The following is a 12714-nucleotide window of genomic DNA, read 5'->3' as shown; positions in this document are numbered from 1 at the left end:
GCGTCGATACGCATGTCTACGATGGCTACAAAATCCCACCGAACTACGACTCGATGATCGGCAAACTCATCGTGCACGGCCGCGATCGCGCCACCGCGATCGCGCGCATGCGCATTGCGTTGTCGGAGATGGTCGTCGAAGGCATCAAGACCAACGTGCCGCTGCAGCAGCGCATCATGGCCGACGGCGGCTTCCAGGCCGGCGGACAGAACATCCACTACCTCGAGCGGCGGATTGCCGAGGCGAAGGAAAAATCGATCGGGCTCGGGTGAAGCCAGGATGCGGGAAGCAGGCGTCCGGCGTTCCCGGTCCGCCGCTGCACGGGCATCCGCGCCGCCTGTCGGCAGGCAACCTCGCCACGCACGTCACCTGACGACTGAACCGAATTCCGAATCAGAACCTGACCCGACCCAATGCCCTGGCTAGAACTTTCGCTCACCATCCGATCCTCCGACCAAGACCACGTCGAGCTCGCGCTCGAGGAAGCGGGCGCGCTCGCGGTCACGTTGCTCGATGCCGAGGTGGATACGCCGAACGAACGCGCAATTCTCGAGCCGGGTGTCGGCGAGACGCCGATGTGGGGCGAGATCGAGTTGTCGGCATTGTTCGACGTCGACGCCGATCGTATCGGTCTCGTGCATTTGCTGACCGACCTGATGCCGGACATCGCGCCCGAACAGATCCGCTTTCGCGACGTCGAGGACCAGGACTGGGTGCGTGCATGGATGGACCAGTTCCAGCCGATGCAGTTCGGTCGGCGCCTGTGGATTTATCCGTCGAACATCGAACCGCCCACCGACGATCCGGACGCGGTCATCGTGCGTCTCGATCCCGGACTTGCGTTCGGCACCGGCACGCACCCTACCACCGCTCTTTGCCTGCAATGGCTGGACGAGGCCGATCTCGCCGGCAAGACAGTGATCGACTACGGCTGCGGTTCGGGCGTACTGGCGATCGCCGCGCTGAAACTCGGCGCCGCCCGCGTGATCGGCATCGACAACGATCCACAGGCGCTACTGGCCAGTCGCGACAACGCCGAACGCAATGATGTGGCGGACCGGCTCGATCTGCATTTGCCCGACGACTTCACCTCCGCACCTGCGGATCTGCTGATCGCCAACATCCTCGCCGGCCCACTCGCCGATCTCGCCCCGCGTTTCGCCGAGTGCCTGCACGCAAAGGCGCCGATCGCGTTGTCCGGCATTCTCGTCGGTCAGGAACACGAACTGCTCCAGCGTTACGCGGACGCGTTCGACGATCTGGTTGTCACGACGCAGGACGACTGGGTCCGCATCAGCGGGCGGCGACGATAAGTCAGTCGCTCGGTCGGCGCCACGCGCATGTGCTGCGCGATCACTGCGATGGGCAGAGCGGAGCGCTAGAATCGCAGCCTCGCTCCGCTGCCCGTCGCGTCCCTGATCATGTTCACGCAATGCCCGGAATGCCTGACGATCTACAAGCTGGGTGGTGCCGAGCTCGCGGGTTCGCACGGCAGCGTGCGGTGCGGACATTGCACTGCGGTGTTCGATGCGCTGCGGTCGCTGGTGGCGACGTTGCCGCCCGAACCGATCGAGCGGCTGCCGAGCCATTCCGCGCAGGCGGCGCCGCCGCAACTGGATACGCCGGTCTTTCGCCCGAATCCTGCGCAGACCAGTCTGTTTGCCGAGCCCCACGAGCGCGCGAAGTCGACAGGCCGCTCGTCGCTTCCCGCCTTCGCAGCGGCACGACGACGGGGACGGGCACCCCGCACGTCTCGATGGATCGCCGCATGCGCGCTGCTGCTGGTGACCCTCGCAGCCGAAGTCGCGTGGTCGGAACAGGCACTATGGATCAATCATCCGCAAGTTCGCGGGTGGGTCGAGCGGGCCTGCGCGACAGTCGGTTGCCGCCTTCCGCTGCGACGCGACGCGAGCACGCTTGAGCTGCTGTCACGCGACATCCGACCGCATCCGTCGGTGCAGGGCGCACTGATCATCTCGGCAACGCTGCGCAACGGCGCCTCGTTCGCGCAGCCGTTTCCGGTGGTGGAAATCGCTTTGTCCGACCTCGACGAGAAGCGCGTCGCGATGCGTCGTTTCCAGCCTCGCGAATACCTCAACGATACGCGCGCCATCGACGGCGGTCTCGCTCCCGGGGCGAGCACCGCACTCGTGTTCGAAGTCGCCGACCCGGGACGCGACGCGGTCGCATTCGAGTTCAAGTTCGAATAGATGCCGATGCGTTCCATGTGGCCGCTCGCTCGTGTACGCACGAGTCCTGATTTGTGCATGAGAACAATCGCGCAAGTGCCGATACAGGAACACATCGCCGTCCGCTGACGCACGTCCCACACACGAATTCACGATCTGGGGCTTATCAAGTCGTGGAAGCGGCGCTAATATCCCCTTCCGGTGCTCGCTCGCAAGCGCATCGGCCCACCCAGATCGTCGCTCGCCCAAGGGGCCCTGCTTTCCGTGAATGCCGCACTTGCTCTGCGCGCCGATGCCGCGCACGAACCGTCGTTGCAACCTGCATTGCGCGAGTGTGTTTCGCGTGCCGTACGCCGCTACCTTGCCGATGTCGAATCGGCACCCTCCGAGGGTCTGCACGGGCTGGTGATGTGCGAGGTCGAATCGCCCCTGCTGCGTGAAGTGATGGCGTGGTACGGAGGGAATCAGAGCAAGGCCGCGGCCGCGCTGGGGATCAATCGCGCAACGTTGCGCAAGAAACTTCAGCAGTACGGCCTCGCCGGCTGATCCGCTGCGCGCCGTTGCACTGCAGTTCGGCGCAATCCGCACGACGTCGCTATAATCGTCCGCTTCCCGCGGCAGGTTGCGAATCCATGCTCGACGCCACACTCGTTCCTGTCAGGCGCGCCCTATTGAGCGTGTCCGATAAAGCTGGTCTCGTCGATCTGGCTCGCGGTCTCGATTCGCTCGGCATCCTGCTCGTATCGACCGGCGGCACTGCGAAGACGCTGCGCGATTCCGGACTGCATGTCACCGACGTCAGCGCGCTCACCGGCTTTCCCGAGATCATGGACGGTCGGGTCAAGACGCTGCATCCGATCGTGCATGGCGGCTTGCTCGGCCGGCGCGGCATCGACGACGAGGTGATGTCGAAGCACCGCATCGCCCCGATCGATCTGCTCATCGTCAACCTGTATCCGTTCGAGCAGACCACACAGGCCCCGGATTGCACCCTGGCCGACGCGATCGAGAACATCGACATCGGCGGCCCCGCAATGTTGCGTGCGGCGGCGAAGAACCACGATCACGTGGTGGTGACGGTCGATCCGACCGACTACGCAGAATTGCTCGAGGAACTGGCGGCAGGCGGAACGCGCTTGCCGTTGCGCCGTCGCCTTGCGGCAAAGGCGTTCGCGCATACCGCACGCTACGACGGGCTCATCGCGAACTGGCTCGGCGCCCGCTCGGATCCGGAGCGTGCGGAAGCGTTCCCGCCAAGCCTGCGACTCGCATTCGAACGCAAGCAGGCGTTGCGCTACGGCGAGAATCCGCACCAGGGTGCGGCACTGTACGTCGAGAAGACGCTGCCGCCTGGAACGGTGGCCGGCGCGCGCATGCTGTCGGGCAAGGAGCTTTCGTACAACAACATTGCCGATGCTGATACAGCGCTCGAATGCGTGAAGGCGTTCCAGAAAACGCCGGCGTGCGTCATCGTCAAGCATGCGAATCCGTGCGGCGTGGCACTCGGCGCGGACCTCTCGGAGGCCTACGAGCGTGCGTACGCGTGCGATCCGGTATCCGCGTTCGGCGGCATCATCGCGTTCAACCACCGTCTCGATGCGGCAACCGCCGCGAAGATCATCGAACGCCAGTTCGTCGAAGTGGTCATTGCACCGGATTTCGACACCGACGCGATTGCAGTGATGGCCGCGAAGCCGAACGTTCGCGTGCTGGCCAGTGGCGAGTGGGCCGAACAGCCACTGCAGCAGTTGGACTTCAAGCGTGTCGCCGGTGGCTTGCTGGTACAGGATTCCGATCGCGACACGCTGCTGCTGACCGACCTCAAGGTGGTGTCACGACGGTCGCCCGACGCAAGCGAACTGCACGACCTGCTGTTTGCCTGGCATGTCGCGATGTTCGTCAAGTCGAACGCGATCGTCTACGCGCGCGGCGGACGCACGATTGGCGTCGGAGCCGGCCAGATGAGCCGCGTCGTCAGTGCGAAGATCGCCTCCTTGAAGGCCGCCGAAGCCGCTCTCGAAGTCAGTGGGAGCGTGATGGCCTCGGACGCGTTCTTCCCGTTCCGCGACGGCATCGATGCCGCGGCCGAAGCGGGGATCCGGGCCGTCATCCAGCCAGGCGGTTCGATGCGCGATGCCGAAGTCATTGCCGCGGCGAATGAACACGGCATGGCGATGGTGTTTACCGGCGTCCGGCATTTTCGGCATTGATCAGCGAACGGGACGTCGCGAAGAGTCGACGCGCGATCGTGCAACCTCGAAGGGTGTCGTGAATGATGGCTCGAATTCCTGATCTCCAGTGGGCAGTCCCCGCTCCATGAAATTGCTCGTCATCGGCTCAGGCGGCCGCGAGCATGCGCTTGCATGGAAGCTCGCGCAGTCGACGCGGGTGGACGAGGTGATCGTCGCGCCCGGCAACGCAGGCACGGCACGCGAGCCGGGCGTCCGCAATGCGTCCGTTGGCGTCAGCGATGTGGACGGGCTGCTGGCGCTGGCGATCGATCAAGCCATCGACCTCACGGTGGTCGGCCCGGAGGCTGCGCTCGCGGCCGGTGTGGTCGACCGCTTTCGCGCGGCCGGCCTGCGCTGCTTCGGCCCCACCAGGATCGCGGCGCAACTGGAGAGTTCGAAGGCGTTTGCCAAGGACTTTCTCGCGCGTCACAACATCCCGACGTCACGCTACGCGGTGTTCACCGATCTTGGGCAAGCACTGGCCCACGTGCGCGCGAACGGCGCACCAATCGTGATCAAGGCGGATGGCCTCGCTGCGGGAAAGGGTGTCGTCGTCGCCCTCACGCTCGCCGATGCCGAACAGGCGCTGCACGACATGCTTGGCGCGCACTCGTTCGGCGACGCGTCGGCACGCGTCGTCATCGAGGAATTTCTCGAGGGGGAAGAAGCGAGCTACATCGTGATGAGCGACGGCGTCCATGTGTTGCCGCTGGCAACCAGCCAGGACCACAAACGGCGCGACGAAGGCGATCTCGGCCCGAATACCGGCGGCATGGGAGCGTACTCACCCGCCCCTGTCGTCACGCCGGAGGTGGAGCGTCGGATCCTCGACGAGGTGATCCATCCGACGATTGCCGGCATGGCGGCCGAAGGTGCGCCGTTCGGTGGCTTCCTCTACGCAGGCCTGATGATCGACGCGCACGGCGCGCCAAAGGTGATCGAATTCAACGCGCGCCTCGGTGATCCGGAAACACAGCCGATTCTGTTGCGGCTGCAGTCGGATCTGGTGGATCTGGTCGACGCGGCGCTCGATGGCCGACTCGACTCGATCGTCGCACAGTGGGACACGCGTCCTGCAATCGGTGTCGTGATGGCAGCTGGCGGCTATCCGGGTCCGGTGCGTGCGCACGATGTCATCAGCGGACTCGAGATTGGCGCGGGCCCGGATGCGAAGGTGTTTCACGCGGGCACGCAGCTGGAGGGCGATCAGGTCGTCACTGCCGGCGGACGCGTTCTCGCTGTCTGTGCGCTCGGCAGCGACCTGGCGGCGGCGCGTGCACTGGCCTACTCCGTCGCGAGCCGGATCCGCTTCGACGGAGCATTCCTGCGGCGTGATATCGGCCATCGCGCATTGCGCTAGGCCGCCGCTTCATTTCTTGCCGGGCGGAGTGCCGGTTTGCGTGGGCTGCAGATCGGCGCCCGGACGTTTCGGGAGATAGATCGCCGACGTCGAAGGCCACGGCTTGTCGGGCAACTTGTGGCTGCGGAACTGCGCCAGCCACTCCCGATAGGCCGGCAGCAAAGGCTTCATGCCGTTGCGGAGCACGACGAACATTGCGGCCTCCTGCGTTTTCACCGCATCGTCCCACTTGCCGTTGGCCGCAAGGGCGAGCGCGTAGGTTTCGCCAAGCTGCGGCTGATCGCCGGTGCGATACAGCTTGGCGGCGTAGTCGAGTGCCATGCGCTTCTCGTCCGCGCCGCTTCCGCCACACGTACTGGTCAGGCGGATGAACAACTGCAGCAGGAAGCGTGCATTCGGCATCTTGCCGAGACCTGCATTGACGTCCTTCAACACCCCGGCGCACTGACCCTCGGCGACCTGCGCGACGACCAGGCGCGTCCACGCTTCGCCGTTGCCGGGTTCGGCCTGGATGATGGCGCGAAACTGCGCGATTGCATCGGTATTGTGGCCGGTGCGCATCAGCAGGAGCGCGAGTTGCGAACGCGCGTCCACCAACTTGCCGTCGAGTCCGATCGCTTCCAGGTATTCGCGCTTCGCACCGGCATCATCGCCGCCGATCTCCAGCGCGGTCGCGTTGCTCAGATGGGCAAGCGGGTTCTTCGGGTCGGCAGCAATCGCCGATGCGGCGCGCACCTTGGCAGCAGGCAGATTGCCGGCGGCGGCTTCGATGCGGGAATAGAACGCCAGCAGCGAGGAATCGTTCGGCTTCAGCGCGAGGGCTTGATCCATCTGCATGCGCGCACCGTCGTACTTGCGTGCCGACAGCAGCACGGCGGCTTGGTTGACCGCGTTCTCCAACGGACTTGTCGGCGCTGACGCAGCGGCGGGACCGCCGCGAAGCGCCTGCGCCAGTGGATCGGCGAGCGCCGGCGTCCGCGGGCCTGCCTTTGCATTTGCTTCGGCGGCCGCCTTGTCGTTGCCTGCGCCGGCATACGCTTTCGCCAGCTGGGCAAACAGCTGGTTCGCCTGCGGATCGGCCTTCAATGCCTTGTTCGTTTGCTCGATTGCATCCGCGTAGCGCTTCTGGCGCAGCGCAATGTCACCGAGCATTGCGAAGACGCTGGCCTCGTTGTCGTGCTTCGCCGCGTAATCGCTCAAGAGACTCCGGGCACCCTCGAGGTCACCCGCCTGGACCCGCGCGTCTGCCGCAGCGAGGCGGATCGGCACGTACTCGAGGTCGAGCGTCAGCGCGCGCTCGAACAACGCCTTTGCAACGGCCGGCTGGTTCTCGATCCGCGCAACGATGCCGCGTGAATAGACCCAGCGTCCATCGGTCGGCGCAAGCACGATTGCGTCATCCAGCGCGACGGACGCTGCGGAATAGAGCTCGTTCTGCGCGTACACCGCACCGATGAACGCGTAGGTCGTGGCAAGCTCGTCGCCCACCTGCGCCTTCCTGACCTCGTCGAAATCCGTGCGCGCCTTGCGCACATTCTCTGCGCGATCTGGCGGCAGATGCGACAGGTCCGGCATCGGCACTGCCTTCACTTCGGCCTCGGCGCGGACGATCGGGCTGGACGCGGCGAACACGGCCGCGAGCGTGATGATGGAAAAAATGCGAAGGGTCATGATCGAAAGACCGCCGCAGCGGTTTGGCCAGGGAACGACCGCGCATTCTAGCCGCTCGGCCGTGCAGGCGTCGGGACCCGCGACCGCGTGCAAAGTTCGCCCGTCGCCAAGCGCTCTGCTGTGCTGCTAGATTGCCGTTCCAGTCGACGAGGCGTTCATGGCCGGCTCCAGTCAGTTCTCACTGCTTCGCGCACGCCGCTTCGCGCCATTCTTCGCCACCCAGGCGCTGGGCGCGTTCAACGACAACGCGTTCCGCCAGGGCATGATCGTGCTGATCGGCTTCCATCTCGGGCTGTCGATCGAGGCGGCGAGCACGTACGCGATGATCGCGCCAGCGGTGTTCATCGTGCCGTTTTTCCTGTTCAGCGCGAGCGCCGGGCAGATCGCGGAGAAATTCGAGAAGACGCGCCTGATCCGCTACGTCAAGCTGTTCGAGATTGGCGCGATGCTGCTCGCGGTGTATGCGTTCCACGCGCACCACGTGTGGCTGCTGTTCGTGGTGCTGTTCCTGATGGGGTTGCATTCGACCGTGTTCGGGCCGATCAAGTACGCGATCCTGCCGCAGGCGCTCGGGCGCGAGGAACTGGTGGGCGGCAACGGCCTGGTCGAGATGGGCACCTCGATCGCCGTTCTGCTCGGCATGATGGCGGGTGGCTCGCTGATGGCACTCGGCGATTTCGGTGCGACCGCCGCGTCGATCCTGGTCGTGTCGGTTGCCGTGATCGGGTATCTGACGAGTCGCGCGATCCCACCGGCACCGGCGACGGCGCCGGACCTGATCTTCAATTTCAATCCCGCGAGCGAAACCGTGCGCGTGATGCGCTATGTCGCGCGCAACCGCACCATCTTCAACGCGGTCCTCGGCATTTCGTGGTTCTGGTTTTTCGGCACCGTGTTCACCGCGCAATTGCCGGGCTACACGCAGGTATTCCTCGGCGGAGGAGAGTCCGTCCTCAATCTCACGCTGGCACTGTTCTCGATCGGCGTCGGCATCGGCTCGCTGCTGTGCGAGCGCCTGTCGGGCCACAAGGTGGAAATCGGCCTGGTTCCGTTCGGTTCGATCGGAATGACCGTGTTCGCGATCGACCTGTACTTCGCGCGCCCGGGTGCGACGGCACTGCACGGACTCGGCATGGGAGCCTTCCTCACGGCGCCCGGGAGCTGGCGCATCGTGCTCGACCTGGTGCTGATCGGCCTGTTTGCCGGCCTCTACATCGTGCCGTTGTTTGCGCTCGTGCAAAGTCGCACCGACCGCAGCGAGCTGTCGCGCGTGATCGCCGGGAACAACATCGTCAACGCGTTGTTCATGGTCATCGCCGCGGGCATGGGGCTTGGCCTCACAGCGCTCGGATTGACGATCCCGCAGATCTTCCTGTGCGTCGCGATCCTCAACGCGCTGGTCGCGATCTACATCTACACGCTGGTGCCCGAGTTCCTGATGCGGTTCCTGTCGTGGATCCTCGTCAGTGCGCTGTACCGCATCAAGGTCGAAGGGCTGGAACGGATTCCCGACGAAGGCGCCGCGATTCTGGTGTGCAACCACGTCAGCTTCATGGACGCGCTGATCGTCGGCGGCGTCGTCAGGAGGCCGGTACGTTTCGTCATGTACTACAAGATCTTCAACATCCCGGTGCTTCGATTCATCTTCCGCACCGCAAAGGCGATTCCGATTGCGGGACACAAGGAAGACCCTGCGCTGCTCGAACGTGCGTTTGAAGAAATCGACCGCGCGCTCGCCGATGGCGAACTCGTCTGCCTCTTTCCGGAAGGCGCACTCACGCGCGACGGCCAGATCGCTCCGTTCCGCGGCGGCGTCGAGCAGATCCTCGCGCGCCGACCGGTGCCGGTGATCCCGCTCGCGTTGCGCGGACTGTGGGGTTCGGTGTTCAGTCGACGCGATTCCGCACTGGGCCGTTCGCGTTTGCCACGGCGTTTCCGCTCGCACATCGCGCTGGCCGTCGCTCCGCCGGTCGCGCCCGCAGACGCGGATGCGGCGACGCTGGAGCAGCGCGTCCGCGACCTGCGCGGCGCGTGGGCATGAACGTCACAGCGAACGGACGCAAGCCGCGCTTGCTGATGCTGAGCGTATCGGCTGGTGCAGGCCACGTGCGCGCGGCGGAGGCGCTTCGCGTTGCGTCACAGTCGTTCGATGTCGAAGCGCTGCATCTCGACGTGATGGACCACGTGCCCGCCGCGTTCCGCAAGCTCTATACCGACGTGTATCTGACATTGGTCGAGCACTCGCCCGCCACCTGGGCAATGCTTTACCGGATCATGGACAAGACGCCACCGAACGCGCCGCTGGCACGACTGCGACGCGCGATCGAACGGCTCAGTACGGTAAAACTGCGCAAGGCCATCGCCGCATTCGCGCCGGACGCGGTCGTCTGTACGCACTTCCTGCCGGCCGAGCTGCTGATGCGCGAACGTCGGCGCGAGCGTCTTGCAGCGCCGGTGCATGTCGTGGTCACCGACTTCGACCTGCATGGCATGTGGGTGGTGCCGGACATGGCGGGCTATTTCGTCGCCAACGACGAGGTCGCGTTTCGCACCGCCGCGCGCGGCGTAGTTGCCTCACGCATCCACGCCACCGGCATTCCGGTCGTGCCGGCGTTTGCGAATGCGCACGATCGCGCCGCCTGTGCCGCGGAATTCGGGCTCGATCCGGATCGGAAAACGATCCTGCTGATGGGAGGCGGTGCGGGCCTCGGTGGACTCGACGACGTCACTGCGCGCCTGCTTGCAATCGACGCCGATTTTCAACTGATCGCTCTCGCTGGCCGCAATGTGCGAATGCTTGAACGGTTGCAGGCCATCGCCGCACAACACACGCGGCGACTGGTCGCCATGGGTTTCACCGATCGCGTCGAGCGATTGATGGGTGCAAGCGATCTGGTGATCACCAAGCCCGGCGGTCTCACGACGTCCGAATGCCTCGCACTCGGACGACCGATGATCGTGCACGCGCCGATTCCTGGGCAGGAGGAACGCAATTGTGACTTCCTGCTGGAAAACGGCGTCGCCCTCAAGGCGGTCGACGCGACGGCACTCGAATGGCGCGTGCGCGAGCTGATGTCGAAGCCCGGTCTCCTCGCCGCGCTTGCCGATCGATCGCGTGCGCTGGGTCGGCCTCAGGCTGCGCGCGATGTACTGCGCGTCGTCCTGTATGGCGGCGACACGCTGTAGGTCACGCGCTTGCGCGGCCGGCAACGCGCCGAACGAAGATCACGACGCAGCGACATGTCCGCGCTGGTTTCGACGCGAACAGCGACAATCGTTCAGCGCGTCAGCACTGCCAGCGCGACGACGGCAATCAGCGCGAGCCATGTGACAAGGATCCGCAGCAGCACGCGCCGCGCGTCGGCAAGTGCAATCAGCGGATTGCCTGCTTCGTTCGCAACGCCGTCTCCGGCAGCGATGTCTGCATCGACGCCGGCACGCGCCAGCGCCCCGAGGAAGCCGAGATCGAGCGTGAAATAGCCTTGGCCGTGGGTCTCGTGATAATCACGCCAGGTGCGGATCACGGCATCGAATTCGGAAACCAGCGCGAGGGTCAACGCGATCAGATGCGACGGTGCCCAATCGAGAATCAGCGCGACGCGTTCGAGTACTGCGCGCTGGGCGGGTTCGATGTCCGACGCGAACGCGGTATTGCGCGCAATCAGCAACGCGACGCGATAGCCGAGCGCACCAGCGGGTCCGAGCACGACAAACCAGAACAGCACGCCGAACATCCGCGACAGCGCCGAGGCAAACGTTGCCTCCACAAGAGAAGCGGCCTGGAACGGGAGCGTCGCAACGACGGGATCCGGTCGCAATGCCTGCGCTGCAGCGATACGCCGCTCGCTGTCGGGCGCCTTCAGCACCGCGTCGATGTCCATGTCCAGATCGCGCGGACCCCAGCAGTAGAACAGCACGACCACTCCGAAGGCGAATGCAGGCAGGCCGAACAGCACGTGATGCAATGCAAGCTGGATCAGCGCGCAGATCGCGAACAGCAAGAGCGGCAACAGCGCGAGCGGATAGCGTGCCCGCCGCGCGCCATCTTCACCGCGCGCGCCGTGTGCAAGCCACACTCTCAGCCACGAAAAATCACGCCAGCGCGCCAGATCAGGGAGGGCGTGCGCACCCGCAATCACCAGCAGGGCTGCGAGCAGGGTCTGGGCCATGGATGTGCCTCGCGTGCGCGGTCGGGACAATGACGCATTCTATCGGCGCCGGTCGCCGATGGGGTAAACACGTGTCGTGTCGACGCAAGAGGACGTCTTTCAATCCGCCACCACGCCACCCGCTCAGGCGCCTTGCTTCTGCCACGGTTCGTCGCTGAGCAGATCGGCCAGATCGAGGCCGGATTTCTCGCGCACCCAGTGTGCGATCAGCTCGTGCGACACGGACAGGCGCGGCGGCAGCACGATGGTGCGGCCCGCGAGTCCGGCCACCAGCTCGTCGACTCCGAACCAGCGTGCATCACTGAGCTCGTCGCCGACGTTGATGGTCGGTTCGATTGCTTCTGCCGTAAAGCCGAGCATCAGAGATGACGGAAACGGCCATGGCTGGGACGAGTGGTAGGCACAGGCACCGACTCGCACACCGGCTTCCTCGAAGACTTCGCGCCGGACTGCGTCTTCGATGGATTCTCCCGGCTCGATGAAACCGGCCAGCGTCGACCAGCGGTTTTCCGGCCAGTTCGCCTGGCTGCCGAGCAGGCATTTGTCGCGCCAGTTGACGATCACGATCATCGCCGGATCGACGCGTGGAAAATGCTCGAGCGCGATCTCATGGTTCGCACAGCGGCCACGATGACCGAGCGCGACAAGTTCGAGCGGCGATCCGCACGCCGCGCAGAAACGCGTGCGCTCCTGCCAGAACGCGATCGCACGTGCGTACGCAAAGACACCTGCCTGAAAGGGATGCAGCTGCATGCCGGCAGCGCGCAAGTCGATGAAGGTGGCGTCCAGCGACGTGGCGATGCGCTCGCCTGTCGCGCCATCGGCGCGCACGAAAAACAGCGGGCCGCTCTCATCCTCGCCGAGATATGTCAGCGGGAGGCCGCCTGCCCACTCGCTGCGTTCGCTCGCGTCGAGCCAGCGCAACGCGTTCGCAGCTGCGGGTACAAGAGCACGATGGCCCCCGGGCTCGTGCGCCGCGAGCAGCAGGAAGCGTGCTTTCGGATGCGCCTGTTGCGCCGCGCCCCACTCGACATCGTCGCGCCGCTCGGCGTTGCGCTCGAGAGCGGCGCCGGCAAAGATGTTGATGTGATCAC

10 protein-coding genes and 1 pseudogene are annotated in these 12714 nt (G+C 65.2%); 8 read left to right on the top strand and 3 right to left on the bottom strand.

Going from position 1 to position 12714, the window contains the following annotated elements:
• The 6 genes and pseudogenes from ABIV12_RS07850 to purD all read left to right on the top strand — a co-directional run.
• Positions 1–272: pseudogene (locus tag ABIV12_RS07850) on the top strand (acetyl-CoA carboxylase biotin carboxylase subunit); the annotation flags it as partial.
• 141 nt (positions 273–413) lie between these two features.
• Positions 414–1313 (top strand): 50S ribosomal protein L11 methyltransferase, encoded by a 900-nt coding sequence (gene prmA, locus ABIV12_RS07845; protein ID WP_348057978.1) that lies wholly within the window; start codon positions 414–416, stop codon positions 1311–1313.
• Positions 1314–1421: 108 nt separating this feature from the next.
• Positions 1422–2210, top strand: a complete 789-nt coding sequence (locus ABIV12_RS07840; protein ID WP_348057976.1) for a zinc-ribbon and DUF3426 domain-containing protein — start codon at positions 1422–1424, stop codon at positions 2208–2210.
• A 243-nt stretch (positions 2211–2453) separates the two neighbouring features.
• Complete coding sequence (locus ABIV12_RS07835; protein ID WP_348057974.1) at positions 2454–2735, top strand: helix-turn-helix domain-containing protein; 282 nt, start codon at positions 2454–2456, stop codon at positions 2733–2735.
• A gap of 86 nt (positions 2736–2821) precedes the next feature.
• Positions 2822–4399 carry a bifunctional phosphoribosylaminoimidazolecarboxamide formyltransferase/IMP cyclohydrolase gene (gene purH, locus ABIV12_RS07830; protein ID WP_348057972.1) on the top strand — a complete coding sequence of 526 codons (1578 nt, stop codon included), beginning with the start codon at positions 2822–2824 and terminating at the stop codon, positions 4397–4399.
• A gap of 106 nt (positions 4400–4505) precedes the next feature.
• A complete protein-coding gene (gene purD / locus ABIV12_RS07825; RefSeq protein WP_348057970.1) occupies positions 4506–5780 on the top strand; it encodes a phosphoribosylamine--glycine ligase in 1275 nt (424 codons plus the stop codon).
• Positions 5781–5789: 9 nt separating this feature from the next.
• Here purD and ABIV12_RS07820 read toward each other — a convergent pair whose 3' ends face one another.
• Positions 5790–7451: a tetratricopeptide repeat protein gene (locus ABIV12_RS07820; protein WP_348057968.1), complete on the bottom strand. Its 1662-nt coding sequence runs from the start codon at positions 7449–7451 to the stop codon at positions 5790–5792.
• 157 nt (positions 7452–7608) lie between these two features.
• Between ABIV12_RS07820 and ABIV12_RS07815 the strand changes: the two genes are divergently transcribed.
• Positions 7609–9492, top strand: coding sequence for an MFS transporter (locus ABIV12_RS07815; RefSeq protein WP_348057966.1), 1884 nt, complete (start codon positions 7609–7611; stop codon positions 9490–9492).
• The gene (locus tag ABIV12_RS07810; protein WP_348057964.1) at positions 9489–10637 is read left to right on the top strand and encodes a glycosyltransferase; all 1149 of its coding nucleotides are present in this window, start codon (positions 9489–9491) and stop codon (positions 10635–10637) included. The genes ABIV12_RS07815 and ABIV12_RS07810 overlap by 4 nt, the downstream gene beginning before the upstream one ends.
• Positions 10638–10729: 92 nt before the next feature.
• Here ABIV12_RS07810 and ampE read toward each other — a convergent pair whose 3' ends face one another.
• Both ampE and nudC read right to left on the bottom strand, forming a co-directional pair.
• On the bottom strand, positions 10730–11620 hold the full coding sequence (ampE, locus tag ABIV12_RS07805) for a regulatory signaling modulator protein AmpE (RefSeq protein ID WP_348057962.1): 891 nt from the start codon (positions 11618–11620) through the stop codon (positions 10730–10732).
• 123 nt (positions 11621–11743) lie between these two features.
• The coding region (gene nudC / locus ABIV12_RS07800; protein ID WP_348057960.1) for an NAD(+) diphosphatase at positions 11744–12714 on the bottom strand (971 nt) is incomplete at its 5' end.

The sequence above is a fragment of the Dokdonella sp. genome, from assembly GCF_039926425.1.
Lineage (GTDB): Bacteria > Pseudomonadota > Gammaproteobacteria > Xanthomonadales > Rhodanobacteraceae > Dokdonella_A.
The sequence above is the reverse complement of the archived record's forward strand: the minus strand, read 5'-3'. Positions and strand labels throughout refer to the sequence as shown.

What these genes read in the sequence shown, in the direction of transcription:
- ABIV12_RS07820 (WP_348057968.1), bottom strand. Translation starts at nt 7,451, where the DNA reads ATGACCCTTCGCATTTTTTCCATCATCACGCTCGCGGCCGTGTTCGCC.
- ABIV12_RS07810 (WP_348057964.1), top strand. Translation starts at nt 9,489, where the DNA reads ATGAACGTCACAGCGAACGGACGCAAGCCGCGCTTGCTGATGCTGAGC.
- ABIV12_RS07815 (WP_348057966.1), top strand. Translation starts at nt 7,609, where the DNA reads ATGGCCGGCTCCAGTCAGTTCTCACTGCTTCGCGCACGCCGCTTCGCG.
- purH (WP_348057972.1), top strand. Translation starts at nt 2,822, where the DNA reads ATGCTCGACGCCACACTCGTTCCTGTCAGGCGCGCCCTATTGAGCGTG.
- purD (WP_348057970.1), top strand. Translation starts at nt 4,506, where the DNA reads ATGAAATTGCTCGTCATCGGCTCAGGCGGCCGCGAGCATGCGCTTGCA.
- prmA (WP_348057978.1), top strand. Translation starts at nt 414, where the DNA reads ATGCCCTGGCTAGAACTTTCGCTCACCATCCGATCCTCCGACCAAGAC.
- ABIV12_RS07840 (WP_348057976.1), top strand. Translation starts at nt 1,422, where the DNA reads ATGTTCACGCAATGCCCGGAATGCCTGACGATCTACAAGCTGGGTGGT.
- ampE (WP_348057962.1), bottom strand. Translation starts at nt 11,620, where the DNA reads ATGGCCCAGACCCTGCTCGCAGCCCTGCTGGTGATTGCGGGTGCGCAC.